Raw genomic sequence first — 25,302 nt, 5'->3', positions numbered from 1 at the left:
GAGGCTCCATGCAACAAGAAGACATTATCACGTCACTTGTTCACTGGATGCCAATAAGATACAGCGGCTTAGTGGTCGAAACCACTAACCGCTGCAACGCTCAGTGTGCAATGTGCTATCAAAGTTCCGGTCCTAAAGGCTCGGATAGGCTAGGTCTTCACTCTATATCGATGGCAAAGCTCCTTCAGGCTGTACGTGAAGCCCCAAAAATTGAAACATTAACTCGACGCTTACATATCGCAGGGGGTGAAGCCTTCTTGCGCCATAAGGATGTTTTCTCGCTCGTCGAAACCGGTAAAGAGGCTGGCTTTCTCGATATCACCGTAACGACCAACGCGTATTGGGGTGAGAATGCGAAAAAAGCCCAACGCGTCGCTGACCAATTGAAAGAAGCAGGGCTTACCAGTGCAGAAATCAGTTGGGACTATTGGCATTTAGAACACATCAACCCTACCGCCGTATCAAATGCGCTCGTCGCTTTATCTAATGCGGGTATCGATATCAATCTTCGGCTGCTCACCACTAAGAAACACCACGTAGGAGAAGCTCTGGAACTGCTCGCGCCAGATGCGGTATCGAGAGTAAATCGCATCACCTCATCTCCCGTGTTCAGAACAGGACGGGCAGAGAAACAAATCGAAAGTGAGGAAATATACGAATCTGAAAATGCAGAATCAGGGAGTTGCCACAGCTCGTTAAATTTAACCATTAATGCTGCAGGTTATGTTTCTCCTTGTTGTGCGGGCTTTGATCAAACTCAGCTTTACAAGCTAGGGAATATTAACCAAGAGTCCATCGTGAACATCACAAACAGGATGAATAGAGATCCGATCATTCGAATGTTGGTGTTCTCAGGACCAGGAACATTTCTTCCTGTATTAGAAGCAGCGGGTATCTCGGTAGGCGATAAGTTCACCAATATGTGCCAGCTGTGTTGGAAAATATTTTCTAACCCCGAGGCAGTGGAAGTTATAAAAAGTATCAGTGACGTCAGTACAAAATTAGCGCTATCTAAAATGCTACAAAGTTTAGAAGAGCTGAAAGAGGCAAATTATGGACAGAATTAAAATCACGGAGGTTAGCCCAATCAGTGCGCAACCTTGGAAATGTGATACCCCCATGCAATGGCTTCGGTCATTAGTGATGATATCTCAGAGAAATTATGAAGTTGCTCCCTACGATGATTTCCTTAAATGGCTGAAAACCTACGATCAGTTTTTTCAGGAAAGTGTCGGTATTTCGAAAAACCGCAATATTCATTGTATGTACGACAGAGACGTGACTTTTTCTGGCGATAGTGTGGTGCCTAGGCTAGACGAAATTATCAACGTCAGTTCGGGTATTCATCAAGCTGGATTTGGTGTTAGCGTAACAGTTGAAGCCGCCGCTTTTCACACCGATTCAACACTCCTAAGGCGCATGCAGCAAGCGGATTCCATTGAACTGTTTTGTTTGGTTATCTTAGCAACAGACGTTGATACTCCAGAAAAGGCAAGCCAGATAAAAGCAGGGCTGGAAGCATTATCACGAGACAAAAACATCGCCTTTATTGCGTCGTATTCGGTGATGAGCCAACTCAATATTTTTGATGAGCAGTGGCTGAATAGAGGGAATATTGAGTGGTTTCAAGTAAACGAAACAATGGGTAATAACACAGACACCATGATGGCGTGTTTTCGAAGAATGAAACTGTGTGTGGACGACGATGGATTAATTTACCCGTGCATGAGCTTGGTCGGGTTGGAAGAGTTTTGCTTAGGCGACATCTACCAACCGTTGGAAGAAACCTTGTTAAGCAACCCCAAATCACAAGATCTTATCAACCAGTGGGCAACGCAAGGTCCTCCTATCAATGAGCAAGATAAGAGTATAGGCACGTCTCGGTATCCTGAAATGCCCAGCGCTTGTGCAGCACACTTGTATTCAGCGTTTGGCACTGAATGATTCCGCCGTCGCTCACTAACGCTTTGATCTCCGATTACCAATTGGAGATCAAAGCGATCGAGCCGCTTACCAAGGGCAGAGCGCAGCTCTATAAATTGCGCGATGCACACGGTGAATGGGTTGTGAAATACCAAAGCTCGCCCCCTTTTACCCTTTCCCACGAAGCCGAAATATACCAATGTATGGGGCTGTCTTATTGCGCCCCTAAAATCACGATTCATGGAAATTCATGGGTAAGTGTCATCAATAGAGAAAGCCCCTTCGGAGAATCTACAAACCAAGGCTATGTGTTGGTTCGCCCTTTTATTGAAGGCAAACACCCAGACAATACACCCAGCGATTTTTTCCTATTGGGGCAGTCTCTTGCTGAACTGCACGCTCATTTTGACCGAATACCTACCCTAAAAACTCGTTGCTCAGAATTCAACACAAAAGCGCAAATCCAACAATGTGAGCAATTTGTGCGATCCGATTCGACAAACGCGGTACATAACCATGCACTCCCTTTCAACGCACCAGCCCTTTTCGATGGCATATGGCGTGCTTACCATTCGTCTTTATTACAAGGAGATCAGAAGCTGCAACAAGATCCCAACTTAAAGCAAACGCAGAGTAAGGTCTGCATTGGTGATGCGCATCGCCTTAACTGCATGGTGACGCCGCAACATGAATGGCTTTGGATGGATTTTGAAGATGCGGTTTTAGCGCCAAGGGAATATGATCTTGCGACAATGATATGGTCGACGCTATCGCAACGGCTGTCTTCCCCACTCTGGCATGCTGGGCTTTCAGGGTATTTAGAGCAAGCGCAAGCACCAGAAGAAATAGACCTCAGTGTATTGCCTTTGCTTATTGTGATTCGTCAGTGTTGGTGGCTCAATTTGCACTACCAGAAGTATCAAGCGATACCCGATAAAAATATTGCACATAAAATAGAGCAAGGGTTACAACTCTTATCATCCCTTTGCAAGCAGATCTAAAAACGGCTTCCGAAGAAGCCGATAGTGTACTGATTCTCGTAGCGTGAACTAAAACTGTCTCGCTTGAGAATTCAAGACGTGCCGAATCAATTACACGTTTGGACTAGGTTCCAGTAACCCCAGTAATCGCTGAATGGGTTCACACCCCATTGGCTAACATTGGACTCGAACAGAGACCCGTTCGCAATCACACGATCACCCTGACGGTATTGCTTGTACAGTTCCCAAGATGCCACACCTGAACACGCATCTGCAGGTGGTGTCGTGGTGCCGCCATCTGGTGAAATGCCCGATTTACGCGTGATCCAAGGAACAAATTGCGTGACATCTGCAAATGCCGTCGCGCTATTACATTGTGGTGAACCCCAACTGACGGCACCGAATACATAAAAATCGTTACCAAATTGCTTAACAAACGGACCACCACTGTCGCCATGACATGCTGTTGAGCGCGTATCGTAACCACAAATATTATCGCTTGGAACTTGCCCAGTAGGGGTATTGTGACCAATGAAGTTACTGCATTGAGCATTACTGATCACCGGCAAGTTTGTTGCTTTCAAAACTGGACTCCCAGCTCTGGAAGATCGCGTATAACGCCCCCAGCCAGACACTTTTACATCGCTACCAGGAGATGCCAACTGTGCCTTCAATGCAGGAGTCGGTAATTTCGCAGGTTTGTATTGAGAACTCACCGATGAAGACAATCTCAACAAAGCAATATCTCGACCACGGGTGACATTGCCACTCCACTGCTCATGCACGTGAATGCGAGATACATTGTGGTATTCACCCTGATTGGTACGCAAGTCTGTAGCACCGATGCGAATTTGCATTTGGCTTGCTGATACTCCATCTAAACAGTGTGCGGCAGTCAGCACCCAGTTCGGTGCAATCAAGGTACCGCCACAGAATTGGTTTCTGTTCCGTGTTAATGCAACCTGATAAGGCACCGTTGAATGTGACACTTCCGAACCACCAATAATCCTTGGCTGAACACTGTCTTCCACAGAACTAGCTTCTACAGAATTGGCTTTTGCTGCGTAAGCTTGTGTAGCCCCTAATGCCCCCATTACTAAAGCCGCGAGCAGTTTTTGTTTTCCTTTCATTTTGACTATCCTTTCAAACGATTGATTGTGCTCTTTCGAGCGAGTTAACGAGATTTGGGTAGCCAGCTTCAATATGAAGCTGGCTCAAATGTACTAGTTACAGGTTTGAATCATGTCCCAGTAACCCCAGTAATCACTGAATGGGTTGATGCCCCAATGGTTGGTGTTCGCTTCAAACAAAGTGCCATTTGCAATCGTGCGATCGCCTTGGCTGTATTGTTTGTACAGCTCCCATGAAGCGACGCCTGAACAGGCGTCTGCTGGCGGTGTCGTGGTTCCGCCATCCGGAGTCACGCCAGATTTTTGCGTGATCCAAGGAACAAACTTAGTCACGTTGGTGTAGGCGCTGCCCGTCGTACAATTTGCGGTTACCCAGCTTGCCGCCCCAAATACGTAGTAGTCGTTGCCAGATTTCGTTGCAAACGGACCGCCACTGTCTCCATTACAGACACTGTTTCGTGGTTTATAACCGCAAATAAAGTCGTCGCTTACAGGTCCTGTGCCCATAACACGCTGACATTCTGCGTTTGAAATGATGGGTAAGTCTGCCGCTTTAAGAACTGGGCTACCAGCATTGGAAGAGGTACTAAACCTACCCCACCCAGACCCTTTGAGCGTTTTCCCAACGGAAGCAAGCTGAGCCTTTAACTGCGGTGTTGGCAGTTTGGCAATTTGGTATTTCGACGAAACTGGAGTGGAAAGTTTTAGCAACGCAATGTCACTGGTTAGCCTAGACGAGTTGTAGCGTTCATGGACATGAACCTGAGAGACATTGTGTGTTTCACCTTGTGATGTCCTAAGATCAGACACACCAATTCGAATCTGTACGCCATTTGCCGATTTACCTTGAACACAGTGAGCTGCCGTCAATACCCAGTCTTGGGCAATGATGGTTCCCCCACAAAACTGGAAACCGGAAGGTGTTTGAAGTGCGACTTGATATGGAACGGTAGAATGCGCTACTTCTGAACCACCAATGATGCGAGGGCTAACTGGATTGTCGTCTGCCTGAACAAAAGCAGAACTGAGTGCACCTGCAATTAATACGCTGAGAAATTTTACTTGTACTTTCATTTTAATTCCTTAAATGTATTTAATTCCTATATACCCAGCCAAATCACCCATAATATTTTCAATCAAATCTCATCAAGTTCTTGGCGGGTAGTATCTGTACTTCACGTGGAACAACTCAAATCAAATCAATCACTAAAAAAAGCCAGATTGGCTTTAGTGATATAACAAATGCCCGGATTATAAATAAAGAATTTCAGGCATAATTACGCGCCTTAAGCGAATCAACACTTAAGTTATTTAGTCTTAATTTTTAATCAATATTTTTAGGGGTATATAACCCTAAATCCTAGAGGCTGAACCCAAGGACTATAATTGATATTTATATCTACTATTTATATATTTAAAGTGAGTAATTATTCCATTTAAATAACACCTCCAATTTCATTTAATTTATAAATTAACCGTTCAATTAAATTATCGAAAATTAAATCTAAGTACATACTCAAATCGTCAATCATTAATTCGATGTGAGCACAATCACACAATAACCACCAATAGCAGCCATTAGCGGAATAGAAATCACATATTTTTCATTATTTAATAGTTAACTCATTTACAACAGTTCAAATAAACAAATATAAGCTACTGTATTTAATGACTTTAATATACACATTGGATTTCAAGCTCATTCCACTCATATAAATATGTTTTATGTTATGTGAATAAAAAAGAGAGAGAGTTTAAAGCATCTTGGAAAACATAAATAAATTACTGACTAAGGTATTACCTTCACCAATTTCACCCAATAGGTTATATGCGGTATTTTTCCATTTAAATAATTCTACTTTTAGCTCAATGGAATCAGTATCGTATTATCATCTTGGTATTTCATCTCTTTTGCATATTTTTATGAATGTAATTTAACTCTGAAAAACTTGACTCTCTATCCATTTTTTCGATTTATCGCATAAATAACATTATTGCCTAACAAATTGATTACATTACTTTGCCAATCACGTCGCAATTCCTAACTGTCGAAACATTGACCTCTCGAATAAAATATAAACAACTGATAACTATATAAAATCAGTTTATATCTCCAATAGGTTCAATATTTTCATATCCCAAGCAACTTCAGGTGCTTGAGTATAAATACACTACGTGAGGAAACACGATGAAACTTAAGCTATTAACCTCTACGCTAATCGCATTGTTTAGCTTCCCTGCTCTTGCTGATAATTGCCCAAACTTTAGTGAATACAAGCAATACATTAACGGAGATGAGATTCAGAAAGATGGCGCTTTTTACAAAGCTAAAAATGACCCGCAGAAAGGCACAGATGTGAGCAGTTCATGGTTTTGGGAAAGCATTCCAGAATGTCGTAGAGGCTTAACAACCGTGCTGCATGACCACCCTCAACGATTCCGCAATGGCATAACGTCACAACGTATTCTTTCCGGTGATGGGATGACCAATTACACCGAGATAAACCCTAATATTGTGTATGTCGCCAACAAGATGGAAGGTGGTCAGCATGAGACACTGGTGAGAGCAACAGACGTTACTCTAAAGAACAAATTTTCGGTTGGACGCACGGAAACGTCTCTTAGAGCAGGCAGCCTTAAGTTTGAAGAATCCATTTACGGTAAACAAAGCGCTACAACTGTGAATGCTGAGTCTGTGACCACATCACTGGTAGAGGCAGACAAAATGGTAATGACACCAATGGCCATCATAGGCGGAAGAAATGTCATGGCTTACATTCAATCGCTCGAAGCTCGAATTGCTGATCTTGAAAGCAAACTCGCACAAAAGTGATTTAGCGATATACCCAAGTGACCTCAAGATGCTTGGGTATAGGATTACTTCTGCGAAAATTCGGTTTCGCAATACTCAATCAATTCAGCTAGAGGCAGCTCTTTTGAAAACGCCCAGCCCTGACCATACTCCACACCCATTTCAGTCAGGATCCGATGTTGGATAGAGTTTTCAATGCCCTCCGCCACTAAAAGTAAGTTTTCTTGCTTCGCGATAGCAACAATATGCTCTATCAGCGACGAACGAATGGAGGCATCTTCCATCTCCTGGATAAAGCTTCTATCTATCTTCAGACAATGCGCATTCATCTTACGTAATTGGTGTAAATTAGAATAACCTGTACCAAAGTCATCAATAGCAATTTGAATACCTTTGTCCCTTAATACACGAAGCTTGTGCAGTGCCGAGCTGTCTTCTAATTCTTCACTTTCTGTTACTTCAAGTACCAAAATACCCTTAAAGCTGTATTCGCTTTCCACTGTTGCAAGTTCCAAAACCGACTTCTGGTTCACATCGGTGGAGAATATGTTCACGTTAAGTTTGAAATCGATCGACAGGTCTTCTATTTGATGAAGCTCACCGATGGCTTTCTTCATCATATTCTGCGTGAATTTCCAAGTTTGCCCTGTTTGAATGATGATCGGGATAAACTCCGTGGGGTATATACAGCCCTGACGATCCGTAAAACGAGCCAGCATTTCAACACCAATCATTTTGCTGGTTTTCAGATCCACAATAGGTTGATAAACGCAGTGAAAGCTGTCTTGTTTGATGGCTTCGCGAATACGGTAGAGCTTTGAAGAGAGGTATCGCAGCCACTTAGCGCTTATCATGTAGGCAAACAGTCCTATTAACAGGCTGGTTGCAATAGTGAAGACTTGAAGCACCACGGAGTCGCTGTCGGTTTTCTCAGGGTCATATTTAATTGCTAGACAAAATCGACTGACTTTATCGCAATGCTTAACAACGTTGTGATCTTCCCCTGCCAGAAAATCGAACGTATTTGGTAAAGGTTTTGCGTACAATCCTTCCAAGCCATCGAAATAAACCGGCTTGTTGTTTCTTAGGTATACCAGTTCCCATAAGAACCGATCATCAATCAATTCGCGTAGTGCACCTTCATCCAAAACGACATTATAATTGCCTTTTCGAATCACCAAAGAATCGTAGGTATTGTCCAGAATGATCAGCTTAACGTGTCGCCAAAACTTAAAGCCGGTTTTTGTTTCAAGGTGTGGCGTTGCACCGCCAACAAACGGGGGTGATAACTTTCCTTTACCTGTGGTGCAAAACAACGTTTGCTTTTCTAGATAGCCAATATCTTTGACGTAGTCTGAGGTGAACAGAAGTTTGCGCATCATTAAATTGTGTTCTTCTGAACAGCTGCGTAGATTGAGGCGATTTAAGCGTGTTAAAACGTCAATAACTTCGCTGTGAACATTCCCGATCGTTTCGAGAACATTTTCTGCTTCGTCGTTTTGTTCCAACCACAAATAGTAGTTAACGGTACCTTGAATAGAGAAATAACTTAAAAGAGAGATCACGAATGATATCGCGAAAGCTTTTAAGAAAAGGCGTTGCTCTCTTGATTTTGATTTCATTGTGTCGACTTAGCCCGTTGTTCAAAAATAGTGAAATAGTCGTATCTACTCTCACATCATAGATTTAGACTTAGATTCTGTTGATCTAATAACTTATCCATCACTACTTTTAGCACATTGCAGTAACTATTTTGTCCGCAATGTTAACAAAGTCTGTGTATTAGTATGAGCTCAGTTCATCATTCTCACTATTAGCACTTCCTTACTTAAATCTCATTTTTGAATAGCTTCATATCGAATTGCATACCAATAAAAAGCGTTTACTCCATTGCATATTTCCAAGGTGTTTCGAACAACATCACAGTATGATTTTCCTTGTATATTTGATGAAGTTTTTCTGCGTCAGAAATTTGCGTCTCAGAGAGCTGTTCCTTCACCGCTTGCTCTTCTTTCTCTATCCGCTTGCGGGTTCCGACTAATTTATCTGATCCCATCGCATCTAGATAATTAAGGTAGTAGCTATAAGATTTCACCAGGTCTTTCTCAACTCGGGTTTTGGGGTAATTGCCCGCGTACGCTTTAGCCAGCAGAGCCAAAGACGTCGCGTCCCCCATTCGAACTGCTTCCTCAAGCCAAACCACCGCCTGATGGGTCTTGTCGGTTTCGATCAATAACTGAATCGTTTTTTTCACAGCAGGCAAATAGCCTGTTTCAGCCAGTTCGGCGTATCGCTGTTTACTTTCTTTCATTCGGTTTCCCGGCAGTACATACCACTCTTCGTATCCCTGCTCAACCAGCTCTACTTCTGCCAGCTTTGCCTGTTCAGAATCCTGTTCCAATGCTTTGGTCAGCCAGATTTTGGCTTGCTTATATTTTTCATCTCTCTTCAGATAAAACATCGTCAGAATGGCTTTGATATTGCCGTTTTCGGCTTCTTGCTCCAATGAGGTTAAAAAGCGCTGCTGCCATTTAACCCGACTCTCTTCACTGCCCGATCGGTTGGTATTTGCCAATCGCTCCATTGCCCAGATGTTTCCAGCTTCTGCTGCTTGTAACGTGTAGTGGATAATCTCTTCCTGACGCCTTGCCGCGTGAGACAAGGTAGATAACTCATCGGCGTAAAGCAACGCCGCCATAGAGTGTCCTTCATCGGCAGCGTACTTCAAATAATGCAGCGCCTGCTCGTTGTGGTATTGCAACCTTAACGTACTGCCTTTTTCAAATGCATCTTGCGATGAGATATCCTCGATTTCATTGATGGCGAAGCTACTCAGCGACACGCCAAGTAGCATTCCACACAAAACACGGATCACCCCTTTCATTGCCCTACCACCGTCTCTTCTTGGTCCGTGTCATCTGCACTTTTAGCGGCAACCGCAGGATATTGCGCCACGCCTGAAAGCGCTTTCTGATAAGACGACAATTGCCAAACAATACGTGCAACACGCTCTTGCAGCACCGCGAGTTCCTCTTTGGCGAGATCGTAGTTTTGCTTATCGATTTGCTCCTGAATGTAAGCATTTCGGCTGTAAATCGGGGATAGGCTCAAAATGTATTGCTCTAACCTTTCAGCGCTTTCCTTATTCTTCGCATGTTTAGAACCACCGACTAAGTTAGCAGCCAATGTTCTCGCCGAATAAAAACGCTCCAAATCACGCTCCAATTCCACTTTATAGGTTTGGCTTTGGGCTTCTACACGTTCTATCGCGTCTTCCACTTCAGAGTTATCTGGGAACAACTCTTTCGCCTTATCTATCAACATAATAATATTGATGTATTGCTGATAAACGGTGATCTCAAGATCTTTGTCCATCGCATCCACCAGCGCCGAACGAATGATGTTTTGTTCATCCAGAGGCAATTCTGCAACCGACTCTTCTGTCATCTTCGACAGCAATTCTTCAGTTGGTGCTGACACGGTATTCTTCATGCCTTCGAAAGCATGGCAAACTTTTAACCGCTCAATTGAATAGTAATACGCGGCACCGAGGGTCAGCGCCCACGCTAAAACAAACAAAAACATCCAAATATTTCGGCTTGTTTTTGGTGAGTTATCGATAGGCAAGTCTGACACCGATGCACTTGGTCTTGTCACCGTTTCAATGCGATCAATGTGCTCGAAAATGGAGAAGGCGATACTTTCAAACTTCGGAAGTTCTTCTGGCTGAAAACGCTCACACAGTTCGTGCAAATCTTGCAATGCGCGTTCACAGCGATACAAATCGCGGATCTGATCCCTATTGGGCTTAATCAGCTTTAGATCCGACGTGACCTTGCTGGTCATCCACTGGATAATTTCTTGCTTGTGTCGGCTAGATAACGCCTTGTGCTCGCTGTCTTCCACATACGCGCCAAGCATAAGTTCAAGACCAGAGGCAAACCCTTTGATCCCTTCCACTTTAAAGCCCGCAACTGAGAAATAACTGGTCAGAAGAAAATCCATACCGATTTCTGTACCCAGCTTTACGCATTCATTAAAAACCGATTCCCATTGAGTCGAACCAGAAAGAAACCCCATTCGACCATTTATTTCATTGCGAATTTTCTGATAACGTTCGGAATCCCTGAGCGACGGTTGGTCGCTCAGTATGGTGAAAATTCCATGGTCGATATAAATTCTGTTTGACACCAGAATACCTTTTTATTGATGGCGCAACGGCTGCGCCACGTACGACTAAAAAATCTAAGGGTGTTACCCCATTAAAGGGGTAGCCCTAGGGCCTATTGGCCTAATACAAGGTTCCAGACAATCGGAACGAATCAAACAACCGTTCTTTGAACGGGTTAACCGATGCCTCTGAATACAAGCGATAAGACACATCTCCACGATCAATCGCGAACTTGTAATCCACGCTGGTCAAGCTTCCCCCAACCACTTCACTTTTGTCTAACAAGCGGAACAATGCCCATGGTCCTTTTCTTTCCAAACTTCTCGGCGACAAATTACGCTTCGTCGGCACTAAGGTCACTTTCGATACCGAGCTTCCTCGTAGCGTGTTAGGCCAAATCAATTCCACGGTTTGTCGAGGTCCGTGGCTGTATTCCACGTACTGACCATCGATATTGATGACCGCGCGGCGCTTGTTCGACGTTAATCGCACAGGCTCCAACGAGAACGCGACATCCAAGATGCCTTTGCGGTTAAAGAACGCACGTTGGATCTTTTTCGCTTGCTTTAGTTGCGCCAATACTTCAGGGCGAATCAGTGATTGCTGCGCCGAGTCTTCTGATATCGAAATGCCTTCTTCAATGAACATTTTCAGCTGTTCGTTGTAGAAGCTATCAAGCGTGCCGCTAGGCGAGAAAAACTCTTCGAAGTCTTCTAACGCTACATCTTTGCGCGAACCTTGATCGAACGGATAGCGAGCCGCAAATTTCTCTTGGAACACCGAATACACGTCGCGCTGCCAGCGAATCTCTAGGTGTTTAATGGCTTCTTGTTTCACCACATACCAACTTTCATCGGCGATTTTGGTCACCATATTGTCGAGGGGACTCGGCAAGCCAGACGCGATGCGCTTTAGGGTGTAAATTGGATCAGCGTTACTTAGGCTAATGCGCGCTTTGGTGGCATCCAATGCTGCACGGCCAACGTCTGGTGCATCTTGGATGGCCTTCAAGTAATTCAGCAGTTGCACAACGGCGGTTTGCACTTCGTCAAAATACGCCGGCTGCGCACCTTGTGCATGCAGCATGGAGTTCAACTCAGAAAACGGTGCGTGAATCATGGACGCCACTTTGTATTTTGGCGACTTCAGCAACTCTTCTTTGGCTTCTTCATTTTCCGGTAATTCGCTGAACAAGCGTGTGTTGTCTTCCAGTGCTTGAAGCAAGCGCGTGAAAGGTTGAGTACTGCCTGTTAAGTTATCCAACACCAATACGGCGTTATTGATATCAACAAAGTACTTCACATCCACTTCGTTCAACGCATTACGCCACGTGTTGGTGTAGTCCACCACATACTGAGAGCGGATCTTGTTTTTCAGGGCAATTTTGTCTGCAGCGCTGAATTCCGCCACTTGCGTTTGCCCAAGTACCCAACTGTCGATCAAAGCGAGTTCCGATACCGAATCCGATTGCTCGATGAAGTAGCTATCGAAACCTTGTTTAGACAACATACGGGGGATCATCAGGTTATCGCTGTCGATAACACGCTCCTCAAACACCACATCAAATACCGGTCCAACTTGGTTGCGCAGATTGATAGGTGCGCCAAGGTACGTCGATGAATTGGACTTCAAGTTACGGTAAACACGCTGTTCAATAGACATCGCGCTCAAATCACGCTGCGCCTTCGAAATCATCCCTTCATAAGGACGAACCGATGCGATAGCCGCTTGGTTTCCTTCCTTATATTGAGTCGCCAAATCGGTGTGGTTCATGGCGTAGTCTAAGTGCTCCAACAAACGTTCTTGCGTGACACGATTACCCACAAACTGCTTTTGCCAGTTCTTAGAAAAGTAATCCATCACGAATTCTTTATAACGACCGCTTTTGTCGATCATCATTCGGAATACACGAAGTACTTCCAGTTGATGCTCTTCGTTTTCCGCATTCGAGAGCTCTAAGGCGATGTCTTTCATCAGTGAAGGTAGGTAACGACTTTCCAGCAACGCCAAATACGTTTGTTCCACCTTAGGACCAATCATGTGCCCTTGGTATAAACCCATATCGGAAATGTATTCGGGTTTTTCACGGAAGAATCCAAATTCCAGTGTCGCTTCACGAATGGTATCCAGCGGTTCTAAGATCTCTTTTTGATTCAGCTGCGAAAGATCCTCTGGGTACTTATTTCTGAACTCGTTCACCTTGGCCAATACGGCATCGGCTTGATTGACGTTTTTGATGTAGTACCCATGCCAACTGCCGAACAGCATAAAGGTGGCAATCAAACACACCACGCACGAAAGGAACACAATTCTGCGCTTTTGCTTCGCGACTCGGAAGTTATCCGATGCCAAGCCAGCCTCGGGATACACAATTCGGTTAAACAGCTTTTGCGTAAAGTAAACGGTGGAGTTTTTGGCATCTTGCGCACGGTTGATCGCGTGGGTTAAGCCATAGCGACGTGATGCGGCATCGTCGAACGCATTCGAAGGCACCCCTTGCTGGAATACCGAGGTAAAGTACACACCGCGAACCAGTGCCGAGGTTGAAAATTGATCGCTCCCTAACGCGTCTTGCAAGAATTCATGGAGCACTTCTTTCAAACCCGAAATTTGGCGGGTAAAGCCATAAATACTGCGACGCTCTGCGTTATCCATCGTTTCAAGCAACGACAAAGGCAACGACTCTTTAATGCGCTCGACAAAGCGGCTGTAGTCTTCACTAAATTCATGTAGCCATTTATCAAGGTTGTCGACGGAATCCAACGAGAAGGTAAAGCCCATGACTTCGTCGCGCTTACTTTTCGGGTAATGACGGAAGAAAGGTTCGAAGCCGTGCAGCAAGTCCATTTTAGTTAGCGTGACGTACACAGGCATTCGAGTCGACAGGGTTTCCATCAATTCTCTAAGACGTGTGCGCAGCAAACTTGCATAGGCTTTACGGCTCGATGTTGTGCCCGATGCTAACTGAGCAACATCAATGGCGATCACCACACCGTTTAGTGGGCGGCGGCTGCGCGTGCGCTCCAACCATTCGATGAAGTGCATCCATAAGCGACGTTCCATTTGACCGTCGTTATCTTCATTGTTGTACCCCTGAGTTAACAGTTCGCCATCAGGGTCTATCAATACGGATTCTTCGCCGATCCACCAGTCAAAGCTGTATGGGTTTTCCGTCTTCTTACCTGAGGCGCGCATCACGGTGGAGAACACAAAATTCTGACCAGAGCGGTTAATCAAACTGGTTTTACCGGCGTTTTCCAATCCAATAACCAAATACCAAGGCAGCGCATACAAATGATTGCGCTTGTTGAGGTTCTCCTTCATGTTGACCATGATTTGGTTTAGCTCAACCTCTTGCCTTTCTTCATATTGAAGAATCGGATCGGCTTTCAACTGTTCGTCGCGTTTAATGCCGGCTTTAAAACGATTGAGCGCTTTCCATTGGTACATTCCCCAAAACGCCACACAGATCAGCGAGAAGATCACACTGGCGATCACGCGCGACATAATGGTCGAGAGCGGTTTGGTTTCTTGATACTCCAACATGGGACCCGCCCACCAAATGGCAACGATGATCAACACACACAATGCGACCATTAAAATCGGTATGGCCGACTTGAAGCTCTGACCCATTTTTTTAAGCAAGCCGCTGATAAACTTCCCCATGTTTCTTACCTTGTGTTATTCCGTTACGACGAATTGTTGTAATTGATTGATGAGCGATGGTTCCCAGTCTTCCACTTTGGATTTGATGACCGTTTGGTAAAGGGATTGATAGTGCTGATGCGCCATCGCTTCTAGCCCGTTGTTTGCTAATAAATCGGCGGTTAGCAGCCGCCAGTAAAACATGTCTCTTGGTTCTTTTGCTGACGCCAGCCCCTCATTAAGCATTGCCATAGCAACGGAAAGCCCCGCTTCTTTGGCCATCACAAACGCTTCTTCACGTTTATCATCCCAACTGTTAACAGACGAAGCCGATTGAACGCGCTCGTTAGAACGCAGCCAGTTTTTTGTCTCTTCATTTATGAACGGAACGCCGCCTTTAAAACTCATGGTGGCGAGTTCTGGGATGCGCTCGAGAAAATGTTGCGATTCTTCCAAAATGGCGGCGGCCCAAGTGGGTTGCCCAAGCTTTAGCGCAATTTGCGCACTGAGATGCTGACCATCAAACCAATACGGTGCGATGGTGAGGCTTTGTTCTACTTTGCGCCATAACGCCAAGTCTGGGTTACGTTGCAGTTGTTCGAGGTAATCACTCACACGCTCGCCCACCATAGGACGAAGTTGAGTTTCACCTTTATGATTGGCATCCGGCGGTGTACTAATGGTCGACCAAACCGCAAAGCGACGCACTCGAATACTCAGTGCATGGCCGTATTCAAACTCGGTGAGAAAGTCCGCCACTTTTTGCAGCGACGCTTTCGTCGCTTTGTCATTCCCCGTATCAATAGAAACAGCGCGAGGCGATGTCGACGTACCACCAGAAGAAGGCGAAGCGGAAGCCGTTTCTTGCGTCGCAGGCTGGCTCGGTGAAGACGGCAGATCTTGCAGCTTATTCGATTCCAGCCAACGTTCTAGCTTGCGAATGAACGCAATAAAATTCTCATCATCGAGTGACAGAGATTCCGCGGTAGCACTCCAAGCAATTTTTGCTTTCGCTATGGATTCGTTTTGCGCCTCTGAAACAGGAATCGTCCCTTTCACCAACTTGTCTAGTGCCGCATCAAATCGTTGCAAAATCTGGCTAAAGAACTTTCTTCTTGGCAACAATCCACGAGCACCCGGTGCCGGGAAACAGGTTTCCCAATACGCCGCCATAAAGTCCGCTGTCACTTGAATGGAGAGGTTAAAACGAGAAACAGAGTTACTGTGGTGAAAACATTGGAGCAAATGCGCCAGTAACTTGAGATCCTTGGTCTTATTTTCCATCAAGGAAAGAATGCCTGTCTCCACTTCTTCCCAACGAACGTCAGCGTGCGACAAAGAACCGACTTTCATCATCTGGCTTTCAACAAAATCGAAAACCGGATCGTCTAAGACTCTTTCCCCGACCGCGCTTTCTTCAGAAATTGGGGCACTCAGCTTGGCTCGGATCGCCTTATCATTCGCCAAGTTATCATCCATGATGTTCGTGTGTTGCTCATCCATGGCTACCATCGGCAAAGCTCCCTTAACTCCGAAAGGGTGTCTTTTGAATACGGCGTCTCAAACACTAAGCCATCAATGCGTTCTGAATTCGAACGAACGTGGATTTGTTTTTGGCGAACCAGAGGTTTCAAAATGCTGATCGCCGCCAATCCACGCCCCGAACGAAGCACCATGCCTTGTTCATCGAACGTCCAGCGTTGGCGTTCCGACCCTAGCGAAACATCGGCGCGAGCCCCTTCTTGCTGCTCTGGAAAAATGATCTCTAACCGAGAAATTTTCTTAATGCAGCTCGCCATGAGAATCACAGGTGCTTTTGCGATGTCGACTCGAGGCATGGAGTTCAACGTAAACCACAATGCTTTATCACCATTACCGTCGGTGGTTTCGTTACGAATCCACCCATAAGGTTCGTCGCCGTTTTGAATATCTGAGCGGCGCGCTTCACTTTTCACCGCTCGCTGCCAAGGTTCTGGGCGCACCAAAGCCTTTGTGGTAGGCGCTTGGGTAATTGGCGTACCGAACAGCCCATCAAAACACGCCAAGCGATCAACTTTGGCTGAAATGGCGCGGCAAGTTTGCGCTCGCTCCACCAGCGACGTTTCTGTCACTTCCTGTGCTAACGCGTAACCTGAAAACGCTAGGCTACCGAGGCAACTAAGCAAAAAGCTGGCGATCGTGAGTGTGCGTTTAACCATCAGATATTGATCTCCAGTTTGGAACATTTGTCGGCCAATGTTCGCTTGGGTATGCCTAAACTCTCCGCCGCGCGAGATCGGTCTCCTTTGTACTGACGCAAACGCAGCGCAATAATTTTGGATTCGTAGCTTTTCACGGCAGAGCGTAAATCTGAGATGGAAAGCAGAGTTTGTTCTTCATCCGGCACGTCATGAACATTGTCTTCATTGGCCGCCATTCCTGGGGAATCTTGAATGTAACGCCCCAATTCATCAGCCATAAGTTCATGACCGTTGTGAAGGTGCGCGCAGCCAAATTCGATCAAATGGCGAAGCTCTCGCACGTTCCCAGGAAACGGGTATTGCATGAGCATATCCAGCGCTTTGAAATGAATACCGCGAACGCGAGTGCCGTGGGTTTGGTTGAATTGGTCGATAAAATGTTTCGCCAGAATCTCAACATCGCCCATGCGCTCTTTGAGGCTTGGGACAGACAAAGGGAATTGGTACAAACGGTAGTACAAGTCTTGTCTGAAGCTTTTTTCTTCAATTTTCTGACGCAGCTCGACATGCGTTGCCGCCACCAAACGGAAATCGGAACTCTGCTCTTTTTCAGCCCCCAAAGGGCGGTAAGTTCGGGTTTCTAGCACCCGCAGTAATTTCGCTTGAAGAATGGGAGGCATATCGCCGATCTCATCCAGAAACAGCGTTCCGCCATCGGCTTGTGCAATCAAGCCCGGTTTGTTGGTGGTGGCACCAGAGAACGCCCCTTTGGTGTAGCCAAACAACTCACTTTCTAACAAGTTTTCAGGGATGGCAGCACAGTTAATCGCCACCAGTGACTTATCACGACGAGAAGAAAGGTCGTGAATCGCAGACGCGACGACTTCTTTACCTGCTCCCGTTTCACCTTGAATCAATACTGTCATGTCAGATTGAGAGGCTGTGGCGATTTGCTCGCGCAGCTTTTTCATTGCCGTGCTGTCACCCACAAGCTTGTGCTTGATCGCATCCGACTGCTTTAAAATGGTTTGCGTTTTTTCAACGTAGGACAGTGACTCTTTAAGATTACTCTTCGAGACAGAGACTTCGTTCAATTCACTTAACCTTTCCCAATGACGAGTAAACAACGCCAAAAAGCGGTCGTAGTGAGATTGCCCAAGGGCGTTTTTCCAACTATCGACGTGAACCAAGTTCACCGACAAAGCCACAACCACGCCATGACGACTAGGCAAAGGGGTCACGACGATTTTTTGATCCGGTCGGCAGCCTTCGATCAGTGAGGTGAAATTGCTGTCCCCCTGCCAATACACAAGGTGCTCGTGATTAATGATTTTTTGCCCGCCATTTTGCAACACATGCGCAAATGGGCATTCAAAATCGGTGACATTCCAACAAAGATCAGGCACACGGTTTAGGGTCACCAACTGGCGACCGTCCGGTGTCACAGCAACAAAAAAGCTTTTGTCGACTTGCAAATCTTGCTCTAACGTATCGAGCAGAACCTGTACCAGACCGGAGGCTTCTCTTGCATTGACCAGTTTGTCGGAAACGTTAAGCCAATCCGTCATGCTATTCCACCTTACCGATGAATTCGCCATCTTGAGCACAAATGCTGATGTGCGATACAGGTTCTTGGTTGGCTAACTTTTCCAGTAATGCCAATGAAATCGGTGGCAACATTTGCCCTTCAATAATGGCTTCTAGCATTCGCGCACCATTTTCGGAGCGAGTGGTACGAGACAAGATCTCGTCGATAACGCTAGCGGCAATATCCACGGTAGCCTTATAACGCTCGGTAAGCACAGACTCAAGGCGAGCCAATTTGCCGCGCACGATTTTCTCCATCACCTCTTCGCCTAATGGCAAGTAAGGCACCACTTCCATACGCGCCAGTAGGGCTGGCTTAAAGAACGCGGCGAGTTCTGGGTACAACGCATCGTCCATTTCATCGGTGCGGTCGGCGTAATCGACAATGGTTTGGAAACCAAGGTTAGACGTTAAGAAGAACACGATGTTTTGGCAGTCAATCAGACGCCCTTCTCCATCCGCTAACTCGCCTTTGTCGAACGCTTGATAGAACAAGTTCAGCACTTCTGGGTGTGCCTTTTCGACTTCATCAAGCAATACAACGGAGTACGGCATTTTACGAATGGATTCCGTTAACACGCCGCCTTCACCAAAGCCTACATAGCCCGGAGGAGAACCAATTAAACGCGATACTGTGTGTTTCTCTTGGTACTCAGACATGTTGATCGTGGTAAGGAATCGCTTGCCGCCGTATAACTCTTCAGCAAGTTGCACCACGGTTTCGGTTTTACCGACACCACTTGGACCTACAAGTAGGAACGCGCCTTTCGGTCTGCCGGGTCTTCTTAAGTCGGCACGAGCCGTTAGTAGGTGTTTGTGAATTCGCTGAATCGCCACATCCTGACCTTTAATGGCTTTTTCAAGAATGTCGGGTAAATGAGTCAGCTTCGTCAGCTCATCGGTGTTCATTTGATCGATCGGCACACCTGTCCAGTCGGCAATCACTTCGGCGACTTGCTGCTCGTCGACTTCTGGGTGAATGAGGCGATCATTAAACGGTGTCTGCTCGAGCTCTTCGTACATGACTTCAAGTGCTTGCTTCGTTTCCTCAAGCTCTTCTGGTGCTAATTCATCAGAAAGCAGCTTGGTACGAAGTTCGATCATGTGGTTGATCAAATCGCGCTGTTTTACCCACGCACGCTCGGTTTCGTGGAATTCGGCTTGGCATTCTTCGTCTTTAGCAATAAGCGTGGCAAGGCGCTCTTCATCAATCGATTGCCCGATCTGAAGTTGGCGTTCCAGCATTTTTCGCTCCAACTCGTATTGATGTTGAAGTGTTTCCAGCTCAGACATTCGGGCGGGTGGCGTGCTGAGGTTAATGGAAATACGCGCACAGGCGGTGTCTAAAACATCAATCGCTTTATCCGGTAGTTGACGACCAGACACATACCTTGCCGACAAATGAGAAGCCGCTTTCAATGCGCTGTCTGAAATGAGTACCTGATGATTTTTCTCATAGACTTCGCACAATCCACGAAGGATATCGACGGTTTGATCTGCCGAAGGCTCGTCTAGTTTCACCAATTGGAAACGACGGCTAAGCGCTGGATCTTTCTCGAAGTATTTTTTGTATTCTTTCCACGTGGTGGCGGCTACAGCGCACAATTCACCCCTTGCCAGCGCTGGTTTTAACAGGTTAGCAGCGTCGCCGCCTCCTTCCTGATTGCCCGCACCGATTAGAGTGTGTGCTTCGTCGATGAACAAAATAATGAGCGTCGGTGAAGATTTCACTTCATCAATGATGGATTTAAGGCGTTTTTCAAATTCGCCTTTCACGGCTGCGCCTGCTTGAAGTAGGCCAAGATCTAAGCTCATCAGTTCGATGTTTTTCAGCTTATCCGGCACTTTTCCATCAATAATACGCAGCGCCAAACCCTCAACCACAGCACTTTTACCAACACCTGCGTCGCCCACCACAATCGGGTTATTTTTTCGGCGGCGACAAAGAATGTCGATCATCAAATTGATTTCTTCATCACGGCATAACACTGGATCCAATTCTTGGTTTCGCGCTTGTGCCGTGACGTTGGCGCAGTATTTGTCTAGTGCACGGTTTCCATCATTCGATACTGGGGCTTTGCCTTTTTTCCCAGAAGCCTCAACAGGCGTCTCGGAAGAATCTTTAAGAATAGTGAAGAATTCGCGACGAATGGTTTCACGGTTTAAACGATCAAATCGCTTAGATAAGGTGACAGGTAAGTATCGATCGGGGCGCATGATGGCGGTTAAAAAGATAACGCCAGAACGAAGGTGATCAAGGTTCATTTCGGTCGACGCCAACAACCACGCATCTTGCAACAACTCAATCAGGAGCGGAGAAAAAACAGGGTACGTATCGTGACCCGTTTCACGCGGAAAAGCGCCATGCACCATGTCTTGAATTTCATGATGATCGGTATCGCTGCTGCGCAGGATTTCACGTACGTCGCTCAGTGGGTTATCCAGCAACACATGCAGGTAATGCTCAAACGTCACTTCTGAGTGTTCATGTTCTAAACACAGTGAAGCCGCTTGTTCGAGGGCTAGCTTGCTCTGTTCGTTCAGTTTACTGATTAATGTTGGGAGTTCGATTCGAATCACGGCGCAACCTTTGACATTGAAAATTAAAAATAAAATCTATTGGTCTTTTTGGGCTATAACGGTTGAGATATAACGTTTTAGCTATAGCATTTGTTTTATAAAATTTGGTTTAGCTGGCTCAGTACGTCGAGTGACTTGCTGTGCAGCAGATAGCGATAAACAAAAAACACCACAGCCCAAAGCCCAGCAAAGCCTGCGAAAATCAGCCATATCGGCATTTGGCGGCTTAGTCGGTATTTGGTGGCTACCACGTGATCTGTCGCGCTGGTTAGCTCTTCTGGCTCTTTGTCATCCAGCCTTGAAAGCGTTTCATAAAGCTTGATGGCGACGCGTTCGCGTTCTTCTTTCCCGCCTTCCACCACTTTGTATTTGCCTTCAAACCCAAGCATCAGGCAGAGGTAAATAAACTCCAGCAAATCGCGATATCTTGGTGGATCGCTCAGTAAGCGATTCAGAATGGTGAAGACCTTTTCCCCACCCCATGTTTCGTTGTGAAAACGAGTTAACAGCGAATGCTCCGCCCAAGAGCTGTCTGCACCCCATGGCGTGCTCATGACCGCTTCATCCAACACAGCGCAGAGCACATAGCGATAGGCCATGATCATGGCGTGTTCGATATCGGCTTGAACCAACTCCATCTCGATGGCTTTGATTTCTTCTTGTGCCTGTTTATAGATGGTTTCAATGTTTTCACATTGCGCCAAAGAGCGAATACGAAGCGACAAACCCAGCAAAGGGGTAGCCGCATCGACCATTTTGTTTTGGTTGTCACCACGCAGCTTGAACCAGTAATCCTGATCCGCATCGATGCTCTTTACTTCATCAAACAGAAGTTCGTCGTAACGGTCTTTATTGAATTCTTCAGTGACGATCATGATTAACTCCTAATGGCCCAGAACTGCAGGTCCAATTCGTCAAACTCACCAGCAACATGGAAAGCAAACCCACTGGCGTTTTGCAGCATGCGCCACGCTTCGCTGGTTTTATCCAATTGGTAGTAGGTGTAACCTGCGTGGTATGGCAATTGCCTTGGTGCAACGGGTAATGGATTGACGGGAACGCCCGGAAGCTGCAATGAGATAAGCTCGCGGATTTTTTCAACCGACGCGACTTTGGTTTGCTGCACAAACAGACGACGCAAATCTTCCAAAGGCATGCGCGCGCGAACGGCCAAAATGAAATCGGCAGAATCCAGCAAGCTTTGATCTTGGATAGGCGCAACCATAAGCCCGTAACGGCGTTTTTGTAGCTGAATCGACACCGCTCTTGGTTCCAGCACAATGCTGAGAGACTGGCGTAATTTGAGCATCAAAGACTGAAATGATTCGGTCGGCATTTCGTGTTGGTACACCGTAAATTGGGGAGGCATTCGGCTTTCGTCTGTGAACGTGGCCAGCTCACCACAAATGGCACTGAGCGATTCGTATAAACGTTCTGGGTGTAAGCTTCTTAGCGATGACAAATGTTGAAGTTGCGGTTGCAAACGGTTAAGCGATTGAAGCAACATAAAATCGGAGACATCGGCAACACCACCTTGGCTTGGTGAACCAATTCGCTGAGCGATATTTTTTGCACGTTCGCGCATTAATCCCGACATTTCGCTGATGAATCGGTGCAAATGCGGAACACCGACAACATTGAAATGACAAGGCACAAAGTCCGGATCCAGCATGACACTGCCATCGGGTCTCTTTTCTAGAATCCGCGCAATAGCAACAGATGCAAATGCGCTTCGATCTTGTTTTTCTAACATTAAGCGCGGCTGTACAGGTGACACATCCAATACGGTGCTGTCCCCTTGAGGCGTATGCACATCGCGTACTTCTTGCTTACGAGCGGTATATCGCCCCGTTCCTTGAGAATCAGGGAAGCTGATTTCAGCTAATGAATCACTGCGAAGTGGTAACGCGAGATACACAATCTGGTTAGCGAGAGAATCGTCGGTGATTTCCAGCGCTTCAGGCATGAGATCTTCTTGAGGAATTCGGAAAACGGTGCCATCGGGCATCACGCCAACCGCTCGCTCTATAGCAATTCGACCAAAGCTTAGGTATTCCGGATTCAACGACAGCTCTGACACCCCAAATAGGTATTGGCTGGCAGATGACACTCGCTCATCTAACGCGTATTCCATGTAACGTTGTTGTTGCTGGAAATGCTGTGGCTTAATGAATAATCCTTCGCTCCAAACGACTCTATTCCGTGAATACATACTCACTCAACCTTATCTAACTTAATGTCGTAATCTTTAAACAGCATCAGCAAGTGGTACTTCCGACCTAAATTGATGATCTTCACTGCTTTTTTCCATTCGCTCAGTTCTGGCTCGGCAAACTTCGCTAACACGCCGATGTAGCGGGTGTCTTCATCCACCACTACATCGTCGACGTACTTAAATTGACCTGGCGTCAATACGTAGTCGTATACCTGTATGTAATTGCTTTTAAGTACCTTTTTGTGATCTTCATTGATCTGATCAAAATCCGCAGACATGAACATGGAGTCATCCACCAGCTCAAAGACCTGAACTTCAACGGGGGACGATTCGCCAAACACATTGGGGTTCACCCCTTCATCTGCCACCATGCTGAACGACACGACAGATGGTAGCTCTCTAACATCTTCACTAGAGCTACACCCTACTAGCAGCAAAACGCCCAAAAATATGGACAGCATTTGTCTCACGATCACGACTCCATCTGTTTCTCACGAAGTAAGCGGTCATACGCTTGATCGAACACTTCCCAGAACAACTTCTCAAAGCCTTGCTGACGATCGGAAGTCAGTTCTTTGTAGTAGCTTTGGTACATTTCCCAGGCCCACGCGTCGGTGTTCTGTTCTGGGGTTTGGTAAGAACGGCGGTAATTTTCAAATCGCTTCATCAATACTTCTGGTGAAAATGCGCGTACGATTTGCCCGAGCGCTAACGTGGTCGCCATTTGCACGACATCGTTGTGATCTTTCTGGTTTTTCAAACTTTCAGATATCGCAGAAGGCGCTGATAGGTGAACCGCACTAGGGTTGGTATTGAATAGGGTTTTCACCGTGTCTTCATAAGACATACCTAAACGAAGCGGGTTGTCTTCTATCGGTTGTAGGTTCTTGTTGATCACTCCGTAGCGGCTGTTATCCACGTGTTGGTGCAAATCCAGTAAACCTTTCACTGCGGCTTGCAGTGCTGCCCCCATTTCTTCGGATGTCATTTGCACATCACCAGAGTGGTGCGAAGGAGTCACCGATACACCTAACCCACGAAATAACGGGCCAGACAATAGGTGGTTGTTTTCATCGCCAAGCGGCATATCCGCTTTGAATTGTTCATTTTGGGCGATTTCTTCTTCTAATAAATCTAGGGTTTTATCGTCCATCTTGTAGCCCTCTGTTCTGAACGCGTTTTGTGCACCAGTCTCTTCTGCCAAGAGCTGATCATAGGTGTGAGTTGAAGGCTGAGATGTCTCAACCGGATTCGATTTGGCAGACACTGCTGCTGACTCCGCTCCCGTTACGGGTGAGGAGTTTGAAATGTTTGGTTCTAACTTTTCTGCATCTGACTTTGAGTTCGTAGACTCTTGCTCTGATTCCGCAGGATCTGATTTGGAAAAAAATGAAAATGGATTAAATCGACTGCGCTTTTTCAGCTTTATTGCAGAAGAAATTTCATATTCACTGTCGGCTTGAAGGGTCGGTTTTTCACGGCTTTCTGGCTCTTCATCCGCCAGCAGCCTATTCGCTTCAATTTGGTCGTCTGACAGTTTTTCTTCTTCTTCGGCGTATAGCCTTTCGCTTTTCGCGGCGGTGTCTCCACCGTCTAATACATCGAGTGGGTCGATGTACGTAATTTCTTCAGGTACGGATAGGCTTTCATCCGAGTCAGGATCGCCTTTCACTAAGGCGGCATCTTCTATAAACAGTTGCTCAAGAGACTGATTGTGTGACGACATGCTAGAGTGGCTAACCCCGCTGACCACCATCAGCTCATAGACACCAATTTTAAGGGAGTCTTTGGTGGTGATTTGCGCCATTTTCCCCACGCCAACCGGCATCGTTGCGCCATTAACGTAGGTTTTTCCGCTGAGGTCTTTGACACAAAAATGACTGTCGTACACCAAGATTTCGCAATGGCTACCTTGCACGTCTCGGCTTTGGTCTTGCAAAACCCAAAACGCGCTCGGGCTCGAACCAATCACCCCGCCCTCTTCCGTAAATTCACAGGAAGGGGTGAGTCCTGGTTCCAATTCTTTGGTGTTTGAAACCATCAAATTAAGACGTTTATTCTGTTCCACTTCCATGCCTC

18 protein-coding genes are annotated in these 25,302 nt (G+C 46.1%); 4 read left to right on the top strand and 14 right to left on the bottom strand.

Going from position 1 to position 25,302, the window contains the following annotated elements:
- The first annotated feature begins 8 nt into the window (after positions 1-8).
- From Q8W40_RS07235 to Q8W40_RS07225, 3 genes are read left to right on the top strand one after another with little or no spacing between them, the layout of a single operon-like run.
- A complete protein-coding gene (locus tag Q8W40_RS07235) occupies positions 9-1,067 on the top strand; it encodes a radical SAM protein (RefSeq protein WP_305396525.1) in 1,059 nt (352 codons plus the stop codon).
- The gene (locus Q8W40_RS07230; RefSeq protein WP_305396524.1) at positions 1,054-1,944 is read left to right on the top strand and encodes a hypothetical protein; all 891 of its coding nucleotides are present in this window, start codon (positions 1,054-1,056) and stop codon (positions 1,942-1,944) included. The genes Q8W40_RS07235 and Q8W40_RS07230 overlap by 14 nt, the downstream gene beginning before the upstream one ends.
- Positions 1,941-2,924 carry a phosphotransferase gene (locus Q8W40_RS07225; protein ID WP_305396523.1) on the top strand — a complete coding sequence of 328 codons (984 nt, stop codon included), beginning with the start codon at positions 1,941-1,943 and terminating at the stop codon, positions 2,922-2,924. The genes Q8W40_RS07230 and Q8W40_RS07225 overlap by 4 nt, the downstream gene beginning before the upstream one ends.
- 86 nt (positions 2,925-3,010) lie before the next feature.
- Here the strand turns inward: Q8W40_RS07225 and Q8W40_RS07220 are convergent, their stop codons facing one another.
- Together Q8W40_RS07220 and Q8W40_RS07215 are read right to left on the bottom strand one after the other, a co-directional pair.
- Positions 3,011-4,033: a S1 family peptidase gene (locus Q8W40_RS07220; protein ID WP_305396522.1), complete on the bottom strand. Its 1,023-nt coding sequence runs from the start codon at positions 4,031-4,033 to the stop codon at positions 3,011-3,013.
- A 93-nt stretch (positions 4,034-4,126) separates the two neighbouring features.
- Entirely contained in the window at positions 4,127-5,107 is a 981-nt protein-coding gene (locus Q8W40_RS07215) for a S1 family peptidase (RefSeq protein WP_305396521.1), read from the bottom strand.
- A gap of 1,114 nt (positions 5,108-6,221) precedes the next feature.
- On the opposite strand from Q8W40_RS07215, the gene Q8W40_RS07210 reads away from it, so the two are divergent.
- Entirely contained in the window at positions 6,222-6,866 is a 645-nt protein-coding gene (locus Q8W40_RS07210) for a hypothetical protein (protein ID WP_305396520.1), read from the top strand.
- Between the two features lie 44 nt (positions 6,867-6,910).
- On the opposite strand, the gene Q8W40_RS07205 is transcribed toward Q8W40_RS07210, so the two are convergent.
- The 12 genes from Q8W40_RS07205 to tagH form a co-directional block, all read right to left on the bottom strand.
- Entirely contained in the window at positions 6,911-8,467 is a 1,557-nt protein-coding gene (locus tag Q8W40_RS07205; protein WP_305396519.1) for an EAL domain-containing protein, read from the bottom strand.
- Positions 8,468-8,727: 260 nt separating this feature from the next.
- Positions 8,728-9,729: a hypothetical protein gene (locus tag Q8W40_RS07200; protein ID WP_305396518.1), complete on the bottom strand. Its 1,002-nt coding sequence runs from the start codon at positions 9,727-9,729 to the stop codon at positions 8,728-8,730.
- Positions 9,726-11,036, bottom strand: a complete 1,311-nt coding sequence (locus Q8W40_RS07195) for a type VI secretion system ImpA family N-terminal domain-containing protein (RefSeq protein WP_101110144.1) — start codon at positions 11,034-11,036, stop codon at positions 9,726-9,728. The genes Q8W40_RS07200 and Q8W40_RS07195 overlap by 4 nt, the downstream gene beginning before the upstream one ends.
- 100 nt (positions 11,037-11,136) lie before the next feature.
- A complete protein-coding gene (gene tssM, locus Q8W40_RS07190; protein WP_305396517.1) occupies positions 11,137-14,682 on the bottom strand; it encodes a type VI secretion system membrane subunit TssM in 3,546 nt (1,181 codons plus the stop codon).
- A 15-nt stretch (positions 14,683-14,697) separates the two neighbouring features.
- Positions 14,698-16,173, bottom strand: coding sequence for a type VI secretion system protein TssA (tssA, locus tag Q8W40_RS07185; RefSeq protein ID WP_305396516.1), 1,476 nt, complete (start codon positions 16,171-16,173; stop codon positions 14,698-14,700).
- The gene (gene vasI, locus Q8W40_RS07180) at positions 16,167-16,859 is read right to left on the bottom strand and encodes a type VI secretion system-associated protein VasI (RefSeq protein ID WP_305396515.1); all 693 of its coding nucleotides are present in this window, start codon (positions 16,857-16,859) and stop codon (positions 16,167-16,169) included. Before vasI ends, tssA begins: the two co-directional genes overlap by 7 nt.
- Positions 16,859-18,409: a sigma-54 interaction domain-containing protein gene (locus tag Q8W40_RS07175; RefSeq protein WP_305396514.1), complete on the bottom strand. Its 1,551-nt coding sequence runs from the start codon at positions 18,407-18,409 to the stop codon at positions 16,859-16,861. Before Q8W40_RS07175 ends, vasI begins: the two co-directional genes overlap by 1 nt.
- A gap of 1 nt (position 18,410) precedes the next feature.
- A complete protein-coding gene (tssH, locus tag Q8W40_RS07170; RefSeq protein WP_305396513.1) occupies positions 18,411-21,008 on the bottom strand; it encodes a type VI secretion system ATPase TssH in 2,598 nt (865 codons plus the stop codon).
- A 95-nt stretch (positions 21,009-21,103) separates the two neighbouring features.
- Entirely contained in the window at positions 21,104-21,883 is a 780-nt protein-coding gene (gene icmH, locus Q8W40_RS07165; protein ID WP_101110150.1) for a type IVB secretion system protein IcmH/DotU, read from the bottom strand.
- A gap of 2 nt (positions 21,884-21,885) precedes the next feature.
- On the bottom strand, positions 21,886-23,220 hold the full coding sequence (tssK, locus tag Q8W40_RS07160) for a type VI secretion system baseplate subunit TssK (RefSeq protein WP_305396512.1): 1,335 nt from the start codon (positions 23,218-23,220) through the stop codon (positions 21,886-21,888).
- A 2-nt stretch (positions 23,221-23,222) separates the two neighbouring features.
- Positions 23,223-23,684 (bottom strand): type VI secretion system lipoprotein TssJ, encoded by a 462-nt coding sequence (gene tssJ / locus Q8W40_RS07155; RefSeq protein WP_370693370.1) that lies wholly within the window; start codon positions 23,682-23,684, stop codon positions 23,223-23,225.
- Positions 23,685-23,695: 11 nt separating this feature from the next.
- Positions 23,696-25,291, bottom strand: coding sequence for a type VI secretion system-associated FHA domain protein TagH (tagH, locus tag Q8W40_RS07150; protein ID WP_305396511.1), 1,596 nt, complete (start codon positions 25,289-25,291; stop codon positions 23,696-23,698).
- Positions 25,292-25,302: the final 11 nt, after the last annotated feature.

It is taken from the genome of Vibrio penaeicida (genome assembly GCF_030689305.1).
Lineage (GTDB): Bacteria > Pseudomonadota > Gammaproteobacteria > Enterobacterales > Vibrionaceae > Vibrio > Vibrio penaeicida_B.
This window is presented reverse-complemented; position numbering and strand designations above follow the sequence as displayed.

Bases quoted from the DNA above. Each gene is read 5' to 3' on its own strand.
- Q8W40_RS07235 (WP_305396525.1), top strand. From the start codon at position 9: ATGCAACAAGAAGACATTATCACGTCACTTGTTCACTGGATGCCAATA.
- Q8W40_RS07230 (WP_305396524.1), top strand. From the start codon at position 1,054: ATGGACAGAATTAAAATCACGGAGGTTAGCCCAATCAGTGCGCAACCT.
- Q8W40_RS07225 (WP_305396523.1), top strand. From the start codon at position 1,941: ATGATTCCGCCGTCGCTCACTAACGCTTTGATCTCCGATTACCAATTG.
- Q8W40_RS07220 (WP_305396522.1), bottom strand. From the start codon at position 4,033: ATGAAAGGAAAACAAAAACTGCTCGCGGCTTTAGTAATGGGGGCATTA.
- Q8W40_RS07215 (WP_305396521.1), bottom strand. From the start codon at position 5,107: ATGAAAGTACAAGTAAAATTTCTCAGCGTATTAATTGCAGGTGCACTC.
- Q8W40_RS07210 (WP_305396520.1), top strand. From the start codon at position 6,222: ATGAAACTTAAGCTATTAACCTCTACGCTAATCGCATTGTTTAGCTTC.
- Q8W40_RS07205 (WP_305396519.1), bottom strand. From the start codon at position 8,467: ATGAAATCAAAATCAAGAGAGCAACGCCTTTTCTTAAAAGCTTTCGCG.
- Q8W40_RS07200 (WP_305396518.1), bottom strand. From the start codon at position 9,729: ATGAAAGGGGTGATCCGTGTTTTGTGTGGAATGCTACTTGGCGTGTCG.
- tssM (WP_305396517.1), bottom strand. From the start codon at position 14,682: ATGGGGAAGTTTATCAGCGGCTTGCTTAAAAAAATGGGTCAGAGCTTC.
- tssA (WP_305396516.1), bottom strand. From the start codon at position 16,173: ATGGTAGCCATGGATGAGCAACACACGAACATCATGGATGATAACTTG.
- vasI (WP_305396515.1), bottom strand. From the start codon at position 16,859: ATGGTTAAACGCACACTCACGATCGCCAGCTTTTTGCTTAGTTGCCTC.
- Q8W40_RS07175 (WP_305396514.1), bottom strand. From the start codon at position 18,409: ATGACGGATTGGCTTAACGTTTCCGACAAACTGGTCAATGCAAGAGAA.
- icmH (WP_101110150.1), bottom strand. From the start codon at position 21,883: ATGATCGTCACTGAAGAATTCAATAAAGACCGTTACGACGAACTTCTG.
- tssK (WP_305396512.1), bottom strand. From the start codon at position 23,220: ATGTATTCACGGAATAGAGTCGTTTGGAGCGAAGGATTATTCATTAAG.
- tssJ (WP_370693370.1), bottom strand. From the start codon at position 23,684: ATGCTGTCCATATTTTTGGGCGTTTTGCTGCTAGTAGGGTGTAGCTCT.